24 protein-coding genes are annotated in these 18,910 nt (G+C 61.4%); 11 read left to right on the forward strand and 13 right to left on the reverse strand.

The genetic code is table 11. The annotated features are described in order from the left end of the window. Window positions 1-136: 136 nt before the first annotated feature. From pgsA to AB4X18_RS13155, 4 genes are all read left to right on the forward strand, one after another. Entirely contained in the window at window positions 137-802 is a 666-nt protein-coding gene (gene pgsA, locus AB4X18_RS13140; RefSeq protein WP_370400515.1) for a CDP-diacylglycerol--glycerol-3-phosphate 3-phosphatidyltransferase, read from the forward strand. After that, window positions 799-1,047 (forward strand): molybdopterin converting factor subunit 1, encoded by a 249-nt coding sequence (gene moaD, locus AB4X18_RS13145; protein WP_370402627.1) that lies wholly within the window; start codon window positions 799-801, stop codon window positions 1,045-1,047. Before pgsA ends, moaD begins: the two co-directional genes overlap by 4 nt. 3 nt (window positions 1,048-1,050) lie before the next feature. Then, window positions 1,051-1,494, forward strand: coding sequence for a molybdenum cofactor biosynthesis protein MoaE (locus AB4X18_RS13150; RefSeq protein WP_370400516.1), 444 nt, complete (start codon window positions 1,051-1,053; stop codon window positions 1,492-1,494). Between the two features lie 79 nt (window positions 1,495-1,573). Next, window positions 1,574-2,020: a universal stress protein gene (locus tag AB4X18_RS13155; protein ID WP_370400517.1), complete on the forward strand. Its 447-nt coding sequence runs from the start codon at window positions 1,574-1,576 to the stop codon at window positions 2,018-2,020. 47 nt (window positions 2,021-2,067) lie between these two features. Here the strand turns inward: AB4X18_RS13155 and AB4X18_RS13160 are convergent, their stop codons facing one another. The 3 genes from AB4X18_RS13160 to ubiA all read right to left on the reverse strand — a co-directional run bounded on the left by AB4X18_RS13160 (window position 2,068) and on the right by ubiA (window position 5,308). Beyond that, window positions 2,068-2,394 (reverse strand): hypothetical protein, encoded by a 327-nt coding sequence (locus AB4X18_RS13160; RefSeq protein ID WP_432816681.1) that lies wholly within the window; start codon window positions 2,392-2,394, stop codon window positions 2,068-2,070. After that, window positions 2,381-4,276: an OmpA family protein gene (locus AB4X18_RS13165; RefSeq protein WP_432817421.1), complete on the reverse strand. Its 1,896-nt coding sequence runs from the start codon at window positions 4,274-4,276 to the stop codon at window positions 2,381-2,383. Before AB4X18_RS13165 ends, AB4X18_RS13160 begins: the two co-directional genes overlap by 14 nt. Window positions 4,277-4,345: 69 nt before the next feature. Beyond that, window positions 4,346-5,308: a 4-hydroxybenzoate octaprenyltransferase gene (ubiA, locus tag AB4X18_RS13170; protein ID WP_432816682.1), complete on the reverse strand. Its 963-nt coding sequence runs from the start codon at window positions 5,306-5,308 to the stop codon at window positions 4,346-4,348. An 11-nt stretch (window positions 5,309-5,319) separates the two neighbouring features. On the opposite strand from ubiA, the gene AB4X18_RS13175 reads away from it, so the two are divergent. The 3 genes from AB4X18_RS13175 to AB4X18_RS13185 are packed head-to-tail and all read left to right on the forward strand — an operon-like array spanning window position 5,320 to window position 7,998. Beyond that, window positions 5,320-6,039, forward strand: a complete 720-nt coding sequence (locus AB4X18_RS13175) for a 16S rRNA (uracil(1498)-N(3))-methyltransferase (protein WP_370400518.1) — start codon at window positions 5,320-5,322, stop codon at window positions 6,037-6,039. A 1-nt stretch (window position 6,040) separates the two neighbouring features. Beyond that, window positions 6,041-6,568 (forward strand): hypothetical protein, encoded by a 528-nt coding sequence (locus AB4X18_RS13180; RefSeq protein WP_370400519.1) that lies wholly within the window; start codon window positions 6,041-6,043, stop codon window positions 6,566-6,568. Window positions 6,569-6,627: 59 nt separating this feature from the next. Then, a complete protein-coding gene (locus AB4X18_RS13185) occupies window positions 6,628-7,998 on the forward strand; it encodes a glutamate--cysteine ligase (protein WP_432816683.1) in 1,371 nt (456 codons plus the stop codon). 180 nt (window positions 7,999-8,178) lie between these two features. On the opposite strand, the gene AB4X18_RS13190 is transcribed toward AB4X18_RS13185, so the two are convergent. The 10 genes from AB4X18_RS13190 to AB4X18_RS13235 form a co-directional block, all read right to left on the reverse strand. After that, window positions 8,179-8,739 carry a contact-dependent growth inhibition system immunity protein gene (locus AB4X18_RS13190; RefSeq protein ID WP_370400520.1) on the reverse strand — a complete coding sequence of 187 codons (561 nt, stop codon included), beginning with the start codon at window positions 8,737-8,739 and terminating at the stop codon, window positions 8,179-8,181. A 5-nt stretch (window positions 8,740-8,744) separates the two neighbouring features. Further along, window positions 8,745-9,587: a hypothetical protein gene (locus tag AB4X18_RS13195; protein ID WP_370400521.1), complete on the reverse strand. Its 843-nt coding sequence runs from the start codon at window positions 9,585-9,587 to the stop codon at window positions 8,745-8,747. Window positions 9,588-9,602: 15 nt separating this feature from the next. After that, window positions 9,603-10,352 carry a phage minor head protein gene (locus tag AB4X18_RS13200; RefSeq protein ID WP_432816684.1) on the reverse strand — a complete coding sequence of 250 codons (750 nt, stop codon included), beginning with the start codon at window positions 10,350-10,352 and terminating at the stop codon, window positions 9,603-9,605. 150 nt (window positions 10,353-10,502) lie between these two features. Continuing rightward, window positions 10,503-11,126 carry a LysE family translocator gene (locus tag AB4X18_RS13205; protein WP_370400523.1) on the reverse strand — a complete coding sequence of 208 codons (624 nt, stop codon included), beginning with the start codon at window positions 11,124-11,126 and terminating at the stop codon, window positions 10,503-10,505. After that, window positions 11,119-11,394 (reverse strand): hypothetical protein, encoded by a 276-nt coding sequence (locus tag AB4X18_RS13210; protein WP_370400524.1) that lies wholly within the window; start codon window positions 11,392-11,394, stop codon window positions 11,119-11,121. Before AB4X18_RS13210 ends, AB4X18_RS13205 begins: the two co-directional genes overlap by 8 nt. Then, window positions 11,391-11,999 (reverse strand): glycerol-3-phosphate 1-O-acyltransferase PlsY, encoded by a 609-nt coding sequence (plsY, locus tag AB4X18_RS13215; protein ID WP_370400525.1) that lies wholly within the window; start codon window positions 11,997-11,999, stop codon window positions 11,391-11,393. Before plsY ends, AB4X18_RS13210 begins: the two co-directional genes overlap by 4 nt. Beyond that, window positions 11,999-13,303, reverse strand: a complete 1,305-nt coding sequence (gene pyrC, locus AB4X18_RS13220) for a dihydroorotase (RefSeq protein WP_370400526.1) — start codon at window positions 13,301-13,303, stop codon at window positions 11,999-12,001. Before pyrC ends, plsY begins: the two co-directional genes overlap by 1 nt. Further along, window positions 13,300-13,815, reverse strand: a complete 516-nt coding sequence (locus AB4X18_RS13225) for a hypothetical protein (protein WP_370400527.1) — start codon at window positions 13,813-13,815, stop codon at window positions 13,300-13,302. The genes pyrC and AB4X18_RS13225 overlap by 4 nt, the downstream gene beginning before the upstream one ends. Then, on the reverse strand, window positions 13,812-14,354 hold the full coding sequence (locus AB4X18_RS13230; RefSeq protein ID WP_370400528.1) for a hypothetical protein: 543 nt from the start codon (window positions 14,352-14,354) through the stop codon (window positions 13,812-13,814). The genes AB4X18_RS13225 and AB4X18_RS13230 overlap by 4 nt, the downstream gene beginning before the upstream one ends. Beyond that, window positions 14,351-15,295 carry an aspartate carbamoyltransferase catalytic subunit gene (locus AB4X18_RS13235; protein ID WP_370400529.1) on the reverse strand — a complete coding sequence of 315 codons (945 nt, stop codon included), beginning with the start codon at window positions 15,293-15,295 and terminating at the stop codon, window positions 14,351-14,353. Before AB4X18_RS13235 ends, AB4X18_RS13230 begins: the two co-directional genes overlap by 4 nt. A 104-nt stretch (window positions 15,296-15,399) precedes the next feature. Here AB4X18_RS13235 and AB4X18_RS13240 point away from each other — a divergent pair, with 104 nt between their 5' ends. The 4 genes from AB4X18_RS13240 to AB4X18_RS13255 all read left to right on the forward strand — a co-directional run bounded on the left by AB4X18_RS13240 (window position 15,400) and on the right by AB4X18_RS13255 (window position 18,908). Next, window positions 15,400-16,176 (forward strand): uracil-DNA glycosylase, encoded by a 777-nt coding sequence (locus AB4X18_RS13240; RefSeq protein WP_432816685.1) that lies wholly within the window; start codon window positions 15,400-15,402, stop codon window positions 16,174-16,176. Then, window positions 16,169-16,783: a LysE family translocator gene (locus AB4X18_RS13245; protein WP_370400530.1), complete on the forward strand. Its 615-nt coding sequence runs from the start codon at window positions 16,169-16,171 to the stop codon at window positions 16,781-16,783. The genes AB4X18_RS13240 and AB4X18_RS13245 overlap by 8 nt, the downstream gene beginning before the upstream one ends. After that, entirely contained in the window at window positions 16,780-17,322 is a 543-nt protein-coding gene (moaB, locus tag AB4X18_RS13250) for a molybdenum cofactor biosynthesis protein B (protein ID WP_370400531.1), read from the forward strand. Before AB4X18_RS13245 ends, moaB begins: the two co-directional genes overlap by 4 nt. A gap of 122 nt (window positions 17,323-17,444) precedes the next feature. Then, window positions 17,445-18,908: an efflux RND transporter periplasmic adaptor subunit gene (locus tag AB4X18_RS13255; protein WP_432816686.1), complete on the forward strand. Its 1,464-nt coding sequence runs from the start codon at window positions 17,445-17,447 to the stop codon at window positions 18,906-18,908. The last annotated feature ends 2 nt before the right edge of the window (window positions 18,909-18,910 follow it).

Consider the following 18,910-nt stretch of genomic DNA (forward strand, 5'->3'; position numbering starts at 1 on the left):
CCTTCAAATCTAAACAAAATGTAAATTTAACAAAAGGATACGGAGTGCTGTGACTTCAAGCAAGCGGCCAAATGCCAAGCATTTGAATCACTTCATTGGTGCTTTCCTGCCCCTTTGAGGCGCGGTAGAAGGGGGTATGAAGTGGAACCTACCCAATACCCTGACACTCCTGCGGCTGGTTGCGGCGCCCGGTGTGGCTGTGATGTTCCTCTATTTCAACCGACCCTACGCGGATTGGTTCGCGCTGGTGCTTTTCGTGCTGGCGGCGATAACCGATTGGTTTGACGGCTATCTTGCGCGTGCCTGGAAGCAGGAAACCAAGCTCGGTACGATGCTGGACCCGATTGCCGACAAGGCGATGGTGGTTATCGCGCTGATGGTGATCGTGGCCTTCTCAAGCTGGTCACCCTGGCTGGTGCTGCCTGCGACAGTGATCCTGTTTCGGGAGGTGTTCGTCTCCGGCCTGCGGGAATTTCTGGGTGATGTGGCAGGCACGTTGAAGGTGACCAAACTTGCGAAATGGAAGACCACCTTGCAGATGATCGCCATCGCGGTGCTGTTTTCCCAAGGCGTTTTCGAACACTACCTCGGCATGTCCGTCTTCGGGATGGATCAGCAGATGATCAATGCCATCCTGAACGGCGAAGAAGAAGACGTGCTGGGGCTGGGCTGGAAGCTTTTCGGGATGGAATGGGCCGGGATCACCGGGCTGATCCTGCTTTGGGTTGCCGCAGCTTTGACTGCCATCACGGGCTTTGATTACTTTTCCAAGGCACTACCACACTTGAAAGAGGGACGCTGATGAATGTGCTTTACTTCGCCTGGGTCCGGGAACGGATCGGGCTGCCTCGGGAAGAGGTGGAAACGGATGCTGCGACCGTGGCGGATCTGGTGGCCGAATTGCGCGCCCGGGAAGAGCGTTACGAAGTGGCGTTTTCGGACCTGTCCGCCCTGCGCGTGGCCGTCGATCAGGAACTTACTGATTTCGACGCCCCGTTGAAAGGTGCGCGGGAAGTCGCGTTCTTTCCACCCATGACAGGGGGCTGATCCATGCGGATCTTGGTGCAGGAAGCGCCTTTCGATCTGGGGGCAGAGACAGCCGCCTTTGCAGCCGGTCGCAAGGACATGGGCGCGATTGTCACCTTCACAGGTGTGGTGCGCGACCTGCCCGATGATCCGCTTGAGGTGATGGAGATCGAACATTACCCCGGTATGACCGAAAGCGCGCTCAGCGATATTGCGGAGCAGGCCGTCGCCCGCTTCCGCTTGGGCGATGCGCTGGTCATTCATCGCTTCGGTGCGCTGAAACCTGGTGAGATGATCATGATGGTTGCAACCGCCGCTCCCCACCGGAAGGATGCGTTTGAGGGGGCCGAATTCCTGATGGATTATCTGAAGTCCCGTGCGCCATTCTGGAAACGCGAAGTGACGCGGCAGGGGGCGGATTGGGTTCAGGCGAAGGACGAAGATGAAGACGCGTTGACCCGCTGGTAGGGGAATGCAAGGCTTGACCTGTATCAATGTGCCACGCCTGTCGTCAGGCTAATGTGCCACATCAAACAGGAGGTGAGCGATGATTTCTTCAATCGTAGTGGGCTTTGACGGATCGGAGGCGGCGGAGCGTGCCTTGCGCATGGGGTGCGAGCTTTCGCAGAAGTTCGGATCCCGGATCGAGGTCTCACACACCCCGCTTGATGAAACCGTGACCTTCGCCGCTGAAGCGATTTCGGGCTTTTATGTCGGTCCGTCGGCCGCACAGGAGCAGCTTTTGCGCGAAGCCGCCGAAGAGATGGGCGCGCGCGCCAAGGCCGTTGCAGCAAAGGCCGGCGTGCCCGACATCGAGGTTCACATCGGACACGGTGACCCTGTCGAAGCGGTGCTGGGCCGGGCCAAGACCGCCAATGCGGATCTGATCGTCACGGGGCGGCGGGGTCTGGGCAGTGTGACAGGCCTTTTTCTGGGGAGTACGTCACAAAGCATCAGCAAAAAGGCGATCTGCGCTTGCATGACGGTGCCTTAAGGCCCGCCTTTTTCCGGACGATCGGGGGTGGCAGAAGCTGGCCGCGCTCAGCTGGCTTGCTGACGCTCGATTATGCTGCGCATTTCTTCGGCTTCGTGGCGCGCATCGCGCAGCCCGTCCATTGCCGCGCGCAACTCGGCTTCGGTCTGCGAAAGCTGGTTTGTCAACTCTGCCTCGCGCTGCTGGAGGTAGGTGATCGCCTGATCGCGGGTTTCTTCGGCTTCGTGCAGTTCCTGGCTCATCCGGTCAAGCTCTGCCACGTCGCCGGCGGCCACGCGAGTGAAGCGATGCAAGAGCCAGTTGGCGAACCATCCCAGGCAGAAGGCCACGAAAAGAATGATCGCGGTTGCAATGACAAATTCAGTTCTGCTCATTTTCTGAGCCTTCTTCCGAGGTTTCAGTGCTGTTATCGCCTGAATCCTCAGCGTTTTCCAGCGCTGTTTCGGGTGCTTCCTCGCGAATAAGGCGGAATTCGATGCGGCGGTTCGCTTCGCGGCCTTCTTCGGACTTGTTGTCGGCGATGGGGGTCACTTCACCGTAACCCTTCGCGGTGAAGGACCCTGTCAGCACGCGGCGTGCGCGCAGCTCGTTCAGCACTGATTCCGCGCGGCTCTGGCTGAGTTCGAGGTTCATGCTCTCGCGGCCCTGGCTGTCGGTATGACCCTGAATTTCCAGCGGGATATCGCCACAGCGTTTGAGGATATCGGCAATCTGATCCATCACCACAAGGGCAGAAGCATCAATTGTTGCGCTGCCCGGCTCAAAGTTGATCTTGCCAAGTTCCAGCACCGCGCCGATTTCCGCTTCGCATTGCTCTGGGGTGGGCAGGCCCAGCACGGGATCGAGTTTTTCCAGATACCGGACTGATATGTCGTAATCCGTGCCATCGCCCAACTGTTTGGACAGCAGTGCGGTGATTTCCGTGCTGGCATTGGGGTTCCCGGTTTCGCCTTTCACGGCGACGGTATCGGGGGTGACGAAAAGCGATCCGTTGTTGAGCATCGACAGCGCTTCAAGCCCGGTCAACACGCGGGGTGTCCAACTGTCGGGCAGGCCTTCCACCAGCCGTGCCGCCGTCGTGACCTGGGCCGATCCGAACCGCGCTTTGGCATAGCTGTCGGCCAATTCCCGCGATGCTGCGTCAGACAACCTGCCGCGCAGCTCCACCGCGCCGTCCTTGTCCAGCGTTGCGGTAAATTCCTGGGGGCCCGCGTTGGGGTCTTCGACCTTGGGCAGCTTGGCGCGCAGGGCAAAGACATCCGGCAGGGAATTTTCAAGCTCCCCCACGACGCGGTCAAAGGTCGCCTGATCGGAACCGGGCAGGCCCACAAGGGTGATATCCGCGTCAGCGAAGGTCACGGTGCCACCTTCCAGCCGGGCCACGGCATCAATGCTTTGTGTTACCGCGTCGGCCCAATATGGGCTGGGCACGCCCATGCCCACCACGCACCGCGCCGCCCCTTCAAGACCCGCGTTGGTCGCGGCGGCAAGAATGCGCGCCTGCGCCTCTTCCGTATCGGCCGAGCAGGCATCGAAATTCGCTCCTTCCCCGTCCAATGTGAAGCGCAGGGAAAAAGGTGTGATCACGGGTCTGGGGGCCGCGATATCAAGTTGGACTGATAGATTTGGCGGTGCTGCGCGGTTCAGGCGGTTTTCCATCTGCTGCTTGGCTTCGATACTGTCGGCAATCGCAGTGATCGATACCCGGCCGGCTTCGACAGATGCCTTGGCGCGCGGCAATTCCGCCATGGCGTTGACCGCGAAGGCAAAGGCATCGTCCCAGTCCGTGGGTGCGGGATAATCTGCGGTTTCAAGCAGGTCCGTCACGCTGGTGTCGCCTGCGATGTCGTTGAACCGTTCAATGGCATCTTCGCGGGACGTGGTTGCGGGGATCAGCCCGATGATCGAAATCCCGCTGTCGTTGCGCAGCACTTCGGCAGAGAACCGCGGCGGGGCGATGTCGGCCTGTGCCTCGACCTCCATTTCGTCAATCACGCGGGCGGCGTCGACCATGCTGCCGGCAGTTGAAAGGGCGCGGAAACGCACGGCTTCGGTGGGCGCAATCCCTGCAAGGATCACCTGCAATCCATCTGCCTGTACTTCGGCCCATGTCATCCCTGCCTCATCCAGCGCGTCACGCACGCCGATCTCGGAATTCTCCTCGATCAGTTTGACAGAAAAGTTCGCGGCCACCAGCGACAGCACGGCGGCTGCGGTAAAGGTGATGGCGACAATCAGAAGGGCAGACAGACGCATGGGTCGCATGACAGGGCTTTGCACCGTTTCAGTTGGTCCTGTGATACGCGGCCCGGCGCGCAGGCGCAATCATGCCAGCAATGCTGCGGCAAGAAACACCAGCGGGATCATGCCGGTATCGCGGTTGGCACGAAACAGTTGCAGGCATTTGGCAGGATCGTCGATATCCAGCCCCCGCAACTGCCACGCCATGTGCCAGCCCATCGCCCATGGTCCGCCCAATGCGATCACCAGCGCCAGAACGGATGCGTTACCTTGTGCGGCAAATATCACAGCCAGACCCATCAGGCCCACGGTGGCCATCAGGAACCGGCGCAGCCATGATGCCGTCTGTTTGCCAAAAAGCCGCGCGGTGGATTTCACCCCAATGAGCGCGTCATCCTCGGTGTCCTGATGGGCATAGATTGTGTCATAAAACAGCGTCCAGGCGATGCCCGCAGCATAAAGCAGGACCGCGGGCGCTTCGAGCCGCCCGGTATGCGCGGTCCACACCAGCAGCGCGCCCCAGTTGAACGCGAGGCCCAGAAACACCTGCGGCCACCAGGTAAAGCGCTTTGCAAACGGATAGACCGTCACCAGCAACAGCGACAGAACGCCAAGGCCAATGGCCTGCCAGTTGAAGGTAAACAGGATGCAGGCGGCCAGCAGGGCTTGCAGGACCATCCAGACAAAAGCCCCCCGGACGCTGACCTGACCCGACGGGATCGGGCGCGACCGTGTACGTTCGACCTGACCGTCGAAGTCGCGGTCGGTGATGTCGTTCCATGTGCAGCCCGCCCCCCGCATCAGAAAGGCGCCGATGCCGCAACCGATGAAAATCCACGCGTCCTCCCACCGGGGGCTTTGATCATGCAGCATCGCCAGCGTCAGCCCCCACCAGCAGGGCAAAAGCAACAGCCATGTGCCGATGGGACGGTCGGCACGGCTGAGCCGAAGATAGGGGCGGGCGAAGGCGGGGGCGTATTTGTCGACCCAGTTGTCATCCGGCGCATCCGCGACGGTGCCATCTGGCGGTAGTGGCGTGTCTTGCATATATCTGCCCCATGAGCGCGAAGATCAGATTGTATGTAGAGCAGGATTTGACACCGGGGCAATCGGTTCCTTTGTCACGTGATCAGGCCCATTACCTGTTTGGGGTGATGCGGCTGGGCGTGGGCGCGCAGATGCTGTTGTTCAACGGCCGGGACGGTGAATTTCTGGCCGACGTCGCGGAGGCAGGCAAGCGCGGTGGCGTGCTGGCCTGTGTGGAACAGACGCGCCCTTTGCAGATGCCGCCGGACCTGTGGCTGTTGTTCGCGCCGATCAAGAAGGCGCGCACGGATTTCATCGTGGAAAAAGCAGCCGAGATGGGGGCGGCACGGATTGTGCCGGTGATGACGGAGTTTACCAACGCAGGCCGGGTGCAGCGGGAACGATTGCAGGCCCACGCGGTTGAAGCGGCAGAGCAATGCGGCGGGACCTTTGTGCCGGAGGTCGCGGAAGCGGTAAAGCTGGGGGCAGTGCTGGATCGCTGGGACGCGGCACGACAGATCATGTTTTGTGATGAGGCGCAGGCAGGGACCTCGGCCAACCTGCCAGCTGTTCAAGGCCCCTGGGCGGTGTTGATCGGACCGGAGGGCGGTTTTTCACAAAACGAGCGGGCGCGGTTACTCGGCCTTGACCATGCACATGCCGTGTCTTTGGGTCCGCGTATCCTGCGCGCGGATACGGCTGTGGTGGCGGCACTGACGGTGTGGCAGCAGGCGCTGGGCGATTGGGGGTGACGTGAGCTTTTTCAGGCCAGAAGCGCGCGCGCAGGTATGGCGGTGGCGCGAGGTGATCGTGGGCAGTGCGGCGCTGGTTTTTGGCCTCTATCTGGTGCTGGGCCCGGGGGCGCTACTGAGCTTTCCGGGTGTGGCGCTTATCATTGTGGGCGCTTTGCTGATCTGGATTGGCATTCAGCGTGGGCGTTTTCGCGGCGCCGCCGATGGGGCAGGCGCCGTACAGATCGACGAAGGGCAGGTGACCTACTTCGGCCCCCTGACGGGGGGCACGATTGATCTGCGTGAATTGCAAAGCCTCACGCTGGCGGGCACGATGTTTCCCCCGCACTGGCGGCTTGAACAGCGCGGCGTGCCGCCTTTGCTGATCCCGGTCAACGCGGTGGGGGCAGAAGCCTTGTTTGACGCTTTTGCCAGTTTGCCGGGGTTGCGCACGGAGCGGATGTTGAGCACGCTCAAGGCGAACCCGCGTCAAGAAGTTGTGATCTGGCAGCGGTCTCCACTCAAGCCAGAAGGCGCGCTGCTGCATTGACACCCCGGGCAATTCGCCCCATCCCTGACCCTCTCGAAACCAACCCCGGAGCCACACCCATGTCCATCCCCCAATCCGGCGGCGGGCCGATCGAACGTCACGAACAACTGGTGGAATACCTCTCGGACGGCTGCAAACCCAAGGACGCGTGGCGCATCGGGACGGAGCATGAGAAGTTCGGCTATTGCAAGGACACGCTGAAACCGCTGCCGTATGAAGGGGATCGCTCCATCCGGGCAATGCTGGAGGGGCTGCGCGATGGCCACCATTGGGCACCCGTGGAAGAGGCGGGCAAGATCATCGGGTTGGAAAAGGACGGGGCGAACATATCGCTTGAACCGGGCGGGCAGCTGGAATTGTCCGGCGCACCGTTGGAGAATATCCACGAGACCTGCGACGAAGTGAACGTGCACCTGCGCGAAGTGCAGGATGTGGCGGACAAGATCGGCGCGGGATTCATCGGCCTTGGTGCGGCACCCATCTGGACCCATGACCAGATGGATCTGATGCCCAAGGGCCGCTACAAGCTGATGAACGACTACATGACCCGCGTGGGCACCATGGGGCGGGTGATGATGCGGCGGACCTGCACCGTTCAGGTCAATCTCGATTTCGGGTCAGAAGCGGACATGATCCAGAAGATGCGCGTGGCGATTGCCCTGCAATCGGTAGCCACGGCGCTGTTCGCCAATTCGCCGTTCTTCGAAGGGCGTCCCAACGGCTACAAATCCCAACGCTCGATGGTGTGGCGCAATCTGGATGCGGCGCGGACAGGGACCTTGCCATTTGTGTTCGAGGACGGTTTCGGGTTCGAACGCTGGGTGGAATACGCGCTCGATGTGCCGATGTATTTTGTCTACCGCGACGGGGAATACATAAACGCCTTGGGCATGTCGTTCCGCGACTTCCTGCAAGGCAAGCTGCCCGCCTTGCCGGGCCAGACGCCGACGCTGAGCGACTGGGCGGACCACCTGACCACCGCCTTTCCCGAAGCGCGGATGAAAAAGTACATCGAGATGCGCGGCGCGGATGGTGGTCCGTGGCGGCGGCTGTGTGCGTTGCCCGCGTTCTGGGTCGGGTTGATGTATGATCAGGAGGCACTGGATGGCGCGTGGGATCTGGTCAAGGACTGGGGCCCTGCGCAGCATGATGCGCTCAGGACAGCGGCAAGCATCGACGGACTTCAGGCGCAGGTGACGGGTATCAACATGCACGACATCGCGCGCGAGGTTCTCGCGCTGGCGGAGTTGGGTCTGAAGAACCGCGCGCGCCCCGGCGCAGGCGGCATGGTGCCGGATGAGACGCATTTCCTCAACGCGCTGAAAGAAAGCGTGGAAAGCGGCAAGGTGCCGGCCGATGAATTGCTGGACGACTATCATGGTGTCTGGGGCGGCGATCTGACCCGGATTTACGCCGACTACAGCTACTAGCCCGTAGCGGCGCGTGTTCGCTGGCGACACGTCTGCAGTGGAATCACGGGTGCCGCATGTCAGGCGCTATGGATTTTGGAACGAGTAGTGTTGATCCGAAGGGCGGCTTTGCAGGACGGAGCAGGCATTCGCTGCAGCTGCGCGAAGGTCTGCATTAACCGGCGTCGTCGACTCAAGGACCTACGCAGAACGGCTTATGTCCAGTGCGTCCAGAATGGCCTTGCCAAACGCTTCGTCCGACACGTCTTCTGGCAAGATAGTATCTTCATGGCCGCGAATGCCCTCCCAATGGCCACGCCCGCGATAGCGCCATGGTTTGATTTCGATCTGACCACTTTGCAACCGCAGCGACACATTGCCAGCGCCGTTGAACAGCGCCTTCAATGTCTTGACGCCCGCACGCGCTTTGTCGGCCTCTTCAGAAGCCTTAATTTCCTCTTTTGTAGGAAACCGCATGACCGCATCCCACTCAGGGTGATCTGGTGTAATGAACCGACTGGCCAACAGTGCCTTGCGTGCTTCGCGCCCGATGTCTTGTGCACTCATCTCCGGCGGGAAGTAGTCCGCGTAGCCTTTGGGATCGCCGTAGGCAGCGCCATAAACGGCCTGTGAGTTTATCTGCGTAAATTTACGATAGGCCGTGACCTGAGCATCTTTCGACTCCCTTGGCGGCTTGGAGCGTTTTTTTCGCTCAGCCGCCTCCGCCAGCGCTTTCGCTCTTTGTTCTTCGAAGGTTAGCACTCTTCTCATTGGATTTGCCTTACTGTGACGTCGATCCCCAAACTCTCAGCGTAGTCTATCGCACGTTGAATTTGCGTAAACTGTTCCGGGGTGGTGTCATCAGGAATTGCGAGTTCAAGGCGTATTAGTTCGACCTGTTCGGGACGAATGGTAATGTTTCTTTTTGTATCACCATCAAACTTGTCTATCTGATCAATATAGCGCTTCAATGCGCCGTAGATACGGCTAGGTCGATCCACATATCCCGGCGCACGGGTGTCGAGCGTTTTTGCGCTTGTCGCAATGCGTGCATCACGGTCCCAGAAATCGAACGTCTTGAAGTTGTCAGGTGTACGTTCTCCCAGACCACCCATTCGCTCAAGATGATCTTCCCACGGTCCACCCTGTTCCTTGATCGGTCCGCCCCAGCGGATGCCGGGGTTGTCGATTGTGTCCCAGTCAGGATCAGATGGCAGGCGACGGGCGTTTTCCGCTTCGTCCAATAGTTGGTCGCGCAAACGGTCGGGATCGCTCGTATCACCGATCCGCCCTCGGCGGCGCAACAGTTTTGCGGCCAACCCCGCCGGAGCCACATTCAATGCGATCAGCGTATTCAGATAGGCGCGTTCCCGTGCGGCCTCTTCCACCTGAACCAAGGTCGCACGGCACCGGGCGTATTCGTCCATCACCATGCCGGGACGGGTTTCGACAGCATAGGCGTAGTCCGCGAACGCTTTCGCCGTTTCCGGGAAATCGCGCCAAAATGCCTTGATCTCCTCAATACGGTTTTCAACCGCTTGGCGCATTTCGTCCAGTTCGGCCTGTTCTTCGTCCGAGAGCTTTCCGAAGCGTTCGCGTGCCGACAGCACGCCTAATCGGGTGACCTATGCAAGGTTCTCAGGTATCTCGCTTGGCGTTTGCAAAATGTCGGTCAGCGTGTCCTTGATGGCTTCCCAGACACCCGCATCCACACCGCGACCATGCGCAACCTGAGCCGCCACGAAATCAGGCTCACATTTCGGTTCATCAAGGAGGTATGGTTCGGCAAAACACCGGCAGTTGTAGGCCTGTCCGGGATGGCCGGTTTCCGGCGGATTGTCCCAATCAAAGACCTTGTCGTCATGCTCTGCATGTTCATGGCGTACTTTGTCGTCGTCACGGGACCGCCAGATGTACTGATCAATCCCAAGGGCGCGTTGCCTGCGTTCATTGATCAGCCCGGAGAATGACGTGACCAGGTTTTCTTCCATCGCACGACGGACAGAGTTGAAGCGGCTTGGCCGCTCGCCGTGATCGGACCAAATCGTTTCCAACCGCTCCGACCACGCCTGAATCGCGGCGTCCTTGTCACCGGAAACATCGGCCAAGTCGGCACCGGAAAGAAGTGCATCAAACCCGTCGCGCGTGAACCGCAGCAGGAGGTCAACATTGATCTGATCCGCAAAACCCAGATTAGTGGCAAATTGCTGCTGCAAACCCGCGTGACCGGGGATGTCTGCTTTGCGCGATAGCGGGCGTGCAACCACCCCATGTGTGCCGCCCGACAACACATAGCCGCCGCTTCCACCTGACCTTAGAAATTGGGTAAACTTCGTTTCCATGAACCACGCCGCATCCGAATGAACGGGAGGCATCTTCGTGGAATCCGGTTAACAGGTTGAAATCAGACCGTGCGGTGTCAAATGGATCAATTCGCCATAGCGGCCTTTCGTACTGCGCGCAGCATCGGTCACAATGGGCTCAAACCCGCCACCCACGCCCCACAGCCCTTCCAACAAAGCCGCTCATCCCACCCGCGTGCTGAAAACCTGATAGGCAATCGCCCCGAACGCCAGCGCAAAAAACGTCTCGAACCCGCGTTTGGCGCGGGCATAGGCGGCTGCCATGGGGGTGGAGGAGAAGATTAGCGCGTAGCCGTGGAACATGATCAGGCTTTGCAGTCCCACGGCCAGGATCACCGTCAGCAGGCCCGAGGCAGGTGTGCCCGGCGGCACACCGATCGCATAGAGTGCGCCGAAAAAGATCACCGCCTTGGGATTGGTAAGGTGCAGTGCCAGACCCTTTGCATAGGCACGGCGCGGGGTTGTCGGTGGCAGGGGTTTGGCGGTGGCGCGGTTGCCTGCCCAGGCAGAGCGTGCAGCCTTGAATGCCAGCCATAAAAGGTACGCACCACCAGCATAGCGGACCACCTCAAAAACCCAGGCGTTCGCGGCCATCACCGCGCCCAGCCCGAAAGCGGCGGCAAAGGACCAGATGAAGGACCCGGTTGTCACGCCGGAGGCGAGCGCCAGCCCGCTGTGCCTGCCCGAGGACATTGATGTACCTGCAATCGCCAGCGTCGCCGGTCCCGGCGATCCTGCGGCAAGGAAGGCGGCAAAAAGGATCACGGGGAGATTGACGTCACCCATGGGCTGCGTCCGGCTGGAAGGCACGCAGAAAGGCGATAACCTTTTCGGCAGGCATTTCGCAGGGAAAAAGCTGCGGCCCTGCGGCAAGGTGATAAAGGTTCAGGCTGATGTAATCCGGGCCGCCGCGCTGCTCCGCCACCAGTTTTTCGGATTTTCCGTTGTTGAAGATCGTCCGTGTCGCGACATAGGGGTGTCCGAAGGCGACGCCTGTCATCGTCCCGCAAGGCAAGGCGCGCAGCAGGGCAGGCACATCTGGGGGCGGTGTCACCCTTTCTGACCGATGCGCGGTTCGGTGCCTGCGCGCAGGCGCGCGATGTTGGCGCGGTGGCGCCAAAAGATCAGCAACGTCAGCAGCATACCCAGCACGATTGCGTATCCATAGCCCAGAAACAGCATCAGGAAGGTGGAGGCAGAAGCAGCCGCAAGCGCGCCCATCGAAGACGTGCGGCTGACAGCGGCGGCTATCAGCCAGACCACGCAACAGGCCAGACCCACCGGCCAGGCCAGCGCAATCAGGATCCCGAGGAAGGTCGCCACCCCCTTGCCCCCCGCAAAGCGCAGCCACACGGGATAGCAATGGCCGATCATCGCGGCAAGTGCTGCAATCTGAACGGCGTCTTCGCTTGCAAGCGCCCGCGCAATCAGGACGGCCACCGCCCCTTTGCCGGCATCCAGCAACAGCGTCAGCGCCGCAGCCGCTTTGTTGCCCGTGCGCAAAACGTTTGTCGCTCCGATGTTGCCCGATCCGATGTCGCGCAGATTGCCCAGCCCCATCACGCGCGCGATGACCATACCAAATGGGATCGACCCCAGCAGGTAGCCGAAAACAGCCCATGCAAGCAGCAGGGGAAGGGCAGTGTCAATCAGGGGCATCAGGGGGCCTCAAATACGCAAGTGCCTGCAACGAAGGTTTGCAGTACCTTACCCTGCATCCGCATTCCGTCAAATGGCGTGTTGCGGGATTTGGACTGTAGCGTGGTACGGTCCAGCACGAAAGGTGCGTCAGGGTCGAACAGGACCAGATCGGCAGGCGCGCCGGGTGCGAGCCGCCCGCCGGGCAGCCCAAGGCGCTTGGCCGGGTTCAACGACAGCGCGCGCCACAGGTGCGGCAGGTCGATGATCTCTGCATGAACAAGCCGCATGGCGGCGGGCAGAAGCGTCTCAAGGCCAACCGCACCAGAGGCCGCCTCCTCAAACGGCAGACGCTTGCTTTCCTCGTCTTGCGGGGTGTGCATCGAACAGATGATGTCGATCAGCCCATCGGCGACGGCCTGTGCCACGGCAAGGCGGTCGTCTTCGTCGCGCAGCGGCGGCTTGAGCTTGAAGAACGTGCGATAGTCCGCCACATCGAGCGCGTTCAGCGTCAGGTGATGGATGCCGACGCCTGCGGTCACATCCAGCCCGGCGTCCTTGGCGCGTTGCAACACCGGCAGGGCGGCGGCGCAGGTGATCTGATCGGCGTGGTAGCGCGCGCCGGTCATTTCGACCAGCGCCAGATCGCGTTCCAGCCCCATGCGTTCGGCCATTGGCGACACGGCAGGCAAACCGCGCAGCGACGCGAACTTTCCCGAGGTCGCGGCGGCCCCGGCGCTCAGGATCGGCTCTTGCGGGTGGGCGATGACCAGCGCACCAAGGCCGCGGGCATAAGTCAGCGCGCGGGCAAAAACCTTGGTGTCGGTCACAACGCTGTCGCAATCGGTAAAGGCCACGGCACCTGCGTCGCTCAGGAAACCGATCTCTGTCATCTCCCGCCCGTCGCGGCCTTTCGTCAGGGCGGCCATGGGCATGACGTTGACCGGTGTGGCTTCATTGGCGCGGCGGGTGACAAATTCCAGCGCTTCGGGCGTGTCGGTGGCGGGAATGGTGTCGGGCCGGGTGATCATGGTGGTCACCCCGCCAGCAGCAGCGGCCCGCCCCGCAGAGCGATAGCTTTCCTTGTGCCGCTCGCCGGGTTCGCAGACCTTCACACCCAGATCGACGATGCCGGGTGCAAGGACCTTGCCCGCGCAGTCGATGACGCGGGAGAAGTTCACAGCTGTGAACTTTTCATCATTAATATCAGTGTCTTGCGTTAAGACCCTGTTAATCATTCCGTCGCGCACAATGAGGCTTCCGGTTGTCATCGTGCCTGCTTCGGGATCAACGAGCCGGGCGTTTTTGAACAGGATGTCGGTCATGCGGTGCCTCTTTGCACGGATTGGAACAGTTCGTACATGGCGTGTGGATCAACGAGCCGTTCGAAACCGATGTCGTTCTCAGGTTCCTCGTTTAGCGTAACCTTTGGTTCACTTGCACCAAACCACACGGCGTTGCGACGCCCCTCTTTCAATTCGAGGGTGGTATCCGGCGTGATCGGATAGCTGTTAGGTTCGGGTCCCAGTGATCCGCGATAGCCAATGAAGGCGCGTTTGTTGGTGAGGGCACAAGAGGTGCGGCTGCGTTTGAAGGCGGCCCAGAAAGGCTTTCCAACAAATAGGAAAAGCAGGAAGCCAAGTCCAAATTTGGCATTGTCATGCTGACTTTCAGGACCGACGATCAACGCATAGAGTAACATAGAGAGCAATGTCGCATCTAACAGAACGGGGAACAGGCTTTGGTACTCAAACTGCACGCGGCTTAATGGCCTACCCTGCCAAATGATCCGCTCGTCTGGATCAAGCGGTTTGTCCCAATCCTTCACATCACTCATCCGCCAATCCAGATCATCAGCGCCACCACCGCAAAGGCGACCAGCAAGGCAAGGGTTGCGATCCGTCCTGACATGGCAGCATCGGAGGGGCGTTTCCGGGCCGGGGGTGCTTCGGGCGCGACATCCTGCGGAAGTGCCGCCGGGGTTTCCAGATCGACCTTGCTTGTGGTGTCGACACCATGCTGGGGATAGGTGCCGATAAGGGTCAGCTCCGGTTGCGGGGTCAATGCTGCTGCCTTTCCCTTGAACGCGGAGGAATAGACCAGCATGATATACCCCTCCAGCGCGTCAAGCTTGGCCCGGTCAGGCTCCACGCTTTCGGCGATCACGTCATTGCCTTCAATCAGGAAGTCGCTGAGGCTCATTTCACCAAGCGCGCTGCGGGCAAAGATCTCCACTCCATCAGGCGACACGTGATTGACCCCCAGCGCGTTCGACAGGGTCGCGGGCAGGGTTGTCGCCCGCGCCTCCGACATCGAAAGCGCAAAGACCCGGATGTGCAGGGCTTCGTTGGCGGGGACCTTGATCGGCTTTTTCATGTGGTACCTTTCGTCAGGTTGCGGTTGCGGGCCAGAAGGTCCATCGCGGCCATACGCACGGCGACGCCCATTTCAACCTGCTCCTGAATGACGCTGCGGTTGATGTCATCGGCCAGCGTGCCGTCGATTTCCACCCCGCGGTTCATCGGGCCGGGGTGCATGACGATGGCGTCGTCGGCCGCGTGCGAGAGTTTCGCGGCGTCCAGCCCGTAGCGGTGGTAATACTCGCGCTCCGACGGGATAAACCCGCCGTCCATACGCTCGCGCTGCAGGCGGAGCATCATCACCACGTCCACGTCCTTGAGGCCTTCGGCCATGTTGTCGAAAACCTCTACCCCGAAGTCGGAGATGCCGGAGGGCATCAATGTGGGTGGGCCGATGAGGCGCAGGCGGTTTTCCATTTTGCCCAGCAGCAGGATATTCGACCGCGCCACGCGGCTGTGGGCGATGTCACCGCAGATGGCGATGGATAGCCGGTGCAGGCGGCCTTTCTTCCGGCGGATCGTCAGGGCGTCCAGCAGCGCTTGGGTTGGGTGTTCGTGGCGGCCGTCGCCTGCGTTCAGAACGGCGCAGTTCACCTTTTGAGACAGCAGGTCCACGGCACCCGACTGTGGATGGCGCACCACCAGCATATCGGGGTGCATCGCGTTCAGCGTCATCGCGGTGTCAATCAGCGTCTCGCCCTTTTTGATCGACGACGCCTGCATCGCCATGTTCATCACATCCGCGCCAAGACGCTTGCCCGCGATTTCAAAGCTTGCCTGAGTGCGGGTGGAATTCTCAAAGAACATGTTGATCTGTGTCAGCCCGGCCAGCGCATCGCCGTGTTTGTCGGGCTGGCGGTTCAGTGCGGCATAGCGGTCGGCCAGATCAAGCAATGTTGTGATATCGCCCTGCGACAGCTGTTCGATGCCCAGAAGGTGACGATGTGGGAAAGACATGGCGCGGCCCTTTCACGTGCTGGCGCCATATAGGCGTGGGGGCGGGGCGGCGGCAAGGCGGTTTGGCATTTTGCCCCGGCTTAAGGCGGGGTAGGATCGCCGATATGGAATCACAAAGCTTTCATCACGATCTGGCACTGCTGGACTGGCAGGTCGAACTTGGCGCGACTGAGGCGATTTCAGATGCGCCGGTCAATCGGTATGATCTGCCCAAGGCAACCGCCAAAAAACCATCAAAACCCGCAGTGGCTGCGCCCGGCTCCCCCGCGCCACTGCCCGTCGTCGATCCGGTTGCGGTGGCCGAACAGGCTGCTGGTGTGGCGCAGGATCTTGACGCGCTGCGCACGGCGATGGCGGCGTTCGAACACTGCGAACTCAAGCGGGGCGCGCGCAATCTGGTGTTCTCGGATGGCATTGCGGGCGCGCCGGTGATGATCATAGGAGAGGCACCCGGCCGCGATGAGGACCGTGAAGGAAAGCCGTTCGTGGGCCGCGCGGGGCAATTGCTGGACAAGATGCTGGGGGCGATCGACCTGGGGCGAAATCGTGAAGATGCGCCGGTCTACATCACCAATGTGCTGCCGTGGCGCCCGCCACAGAACCGCGATCCGAAGCCGGAAGAGATTGCGATGATGAAGCCTTTCCTGATGCGGCACATCGCGCTGGCGCAACCGAAGGTGCTGGTTTTGGTGGGCAATTGGTCCTGCCAGACACTTTTGGGCAAACGCGGCATCACCCGGCTGCGGGGGGAGTGGACACAAGCGGCGGGTCTGCCTGCACTGCCGATCTTCCATCCGGCTTACCTGCTCCGTAGCCCGGCGTTCAAGCGCGAGGCCTGGGCGGATCTGCTGAGCCTCAAGGCGCATCTGCGCGATGGTTGATCTGTTGACCCTTCTGGCGTTCATACCCGCTGCCCTTGCGCTGAACCTCACGCCGGGCGCGGACATGCTGTTTTGCTTCGGACAGGGGCTGCGCTCCGGGCCGCGCGCGGCGGTCGCGGCAAGCGCCGGGATCGGCGCAGGCGGGATGATACATGTGATGATTGCGGGTCTGGGTCTGGGCGCGCTGGTGGCTGCGGCACCCTGGGCGTTTGACGTGATCCGCTGGATCGGCGTGGCCTATCTGCTGTATCTGGCGGTGCAGGTCCTGCGGGAGGGTCGCGCGGACCGGGATGGCGCACCGGGATTGAGCGCGCGGCGCGCCTTCATGACCGGGATGATGGTCAATCTGACCAACCCCAAGGTGATCCTGTTCGTGCTGGCCTTTGTGCCGCAATTCGTGCGGCCCGACGCGGGTAGTGTTCTGGGGCAATTTGTGGTGCTGGGGGCGGTGATTTCTCTGGGCGGGTTTGTCATCAATGGTGCTGTGGGGGTCTTTGCCTCCGGCATCGGGCGGCGGATGGTGCGGGGTGGTCGTGCCCTCAGTTGGATCACCTCCGCCATTTTCGTGGCGCTTGCCGCACGTCTGGCAGTATTGGAGCGGATATGAGCAGAATAGATGAAGCACTTGATTTCATTGCGGTTCGCATCGCGGTATTGACCGTGTCGGACAGCCGGGATGCGTCGCAGGACCGCTCCGGCGATGTCTTGGTGGACAGGCTGACAGCAGCGGGGCACACCCTTGCTGCGCGCCACATCATGCCCGATGAACGCAATCTGATCGCAGACCAGCTGCGCACCTGGAGCAGTGATGCCGGGATTGACGTGATCCTGACGACGGGTGGCACCGGCCTGACCGGGCGCGACGTGACAGTGGAAGCGCACCGCGACGTGTATGAGAAGGAGATCGACGCCTTCGGCACCGTCTTTACCATGGTGTCGATGAACAAGATCGGGACCTCCGCCGTTCAAAGCCGCGCAACCGGGGGCGTGGCCAACGGCACCTATCTTTTTGCACTGCCCGGCTCTCCGGGGGCGTGCAGGGACGCGTGGGACGAAATTCTGTCCAAACAGCTCGATTACCGGCACCGGCCCTGCAATTTCGTGGAGATCATGCCGCGTCTGGATGAGCACAAGCGCCGAAAATAGAAAAAACCGGCGAGGGTGCGACGGAATCCGGTCTTGCTCACGTATCATAACGTGATTTGGTATTTCTTGCGGTTCCACTACCTTATAGATCAGTGACGTGAGTGAATTGAGGGTCCGGCCCGATGCGGTTTTTGCGGCAAACGATGATTGGTCTGTTTCTGGCGTCAGTGGCGCTGGGCCTGCTGGTCTATGCGGCGTCCCTGGTGGGCGGTGCGGTGCAGGAACGGCTGGCCGATGATCAGGCAGCGCCGCCCGCGCGCGAACGGGTGTTTGCCGTCAATGTCATCACCGCAGAGGCCGAAGACATCCGCCCCGTCCTGCAAACCTATGGTGAAGTGCAAAGCCGCCGCCTGCTGGAACTGCGCGCTGCCGTGGCAGGTCGCGTGGTCGAACTGTCGGAGGCGTTTCAGGATGGTGGCACCGTGCAGGCGGGTCAGGTGCTGGTCCGGCTGGATCCTGCAGATGCACAGGACGCAGTGGAACGGGCCCGCAACGATCTGGCCGATGCCGAGGCCGAGGAACGCGATGCCAAGCGCGGGCTTATACTGGCGCAGGACGAACTTGCCGCCGCCGTTGAACAATCCGACCTGCGCGACCGCGCTTTCAATCGTCAATCCGATCTGGCCGGGCGCGGTGTCGGCACCGCCACGGCCACCGAAACGGCCGAGCTTGCGGCGGCCGCCGCACGGCAGGCCGTGTTGTCGCGCAGGCTGGCCGAAGCGCAGGCCGAAGTGCGCGTTGATCTGGCCGCCACCCGCCTGTCGCGCAGCCGGATCGCGCTGGCAGAAGCCGAAAGGCGTCTGGCCGATACAACCATCACCGCACCCTTTGACGGCACCCTGTCCGCCACGGATGTGGTGGAGGGGCGGTTGGTGTCAGCCAACGAAAGGCTGGCCGAACTGATCGACCCGGATGATCTGGAGGTGTCATTCCGGGTGTCAACGGCGCAATATGCGCGCCTTTTGGGACCGAACAACGCACTGCTGCGTGCAGATGTCCGCGCCACGCTGGATGTGGCGGGCCTTGATCTGGAGGCGCAGGGCCGCATCACCCGCGCCAGTGCCGCAGCCGGGGCAGGGGCCACCGGGCGGCTGATCTTTGCCACGCTGACCGACGCTGCCGGGTTCAAGCCCGGCGATTTCGTGACCGTGCGTGTGCAGGAACCGATGCTGACGGACGTCTTCCGCTTGCCAGCTTCCGCACTGGATGCGCGCGGAGAAGTGCTGGTGCTGGATGATGAGAACCGGCTTGAGGCGGCGACGGTCGATCTGTTGCGGCGTCAGGGGGACGATGTGCTTGTACGCGGGCAGATTGCAGGCCGCGCCGTGGTACGCGAACGCTCCCCCCTGCTGGGGGCGGGGATCGCGGTCAAACCCATCGGACCGCGCGAGGCCGATGATGTGGCCGCCCCTGCGGGCCCGGAGATGCTTGAACTTTCAGACGAACGCCGCGCCCGCCTTGTTGCCTTCGTGCAAAGCAACACGCGGATGCCCAAGGCGGCAAAGGACCGTGTGCTGTCCCGTCTGGCGGAGCCAAAGGTGCCTGCCCGGATGGTCGCGCGCATCGAAAGCCGGATGGGAGGCTAGAG

Source organism: Sulfitobacter rhodophyticola (assembly GCF_041281685.2).
Lineage (GTDB): Bacteria > Pseudomonadota > Alphaproteobacteria > Rhodobacterales > Rhodobacteraceae > Sulfitobacter.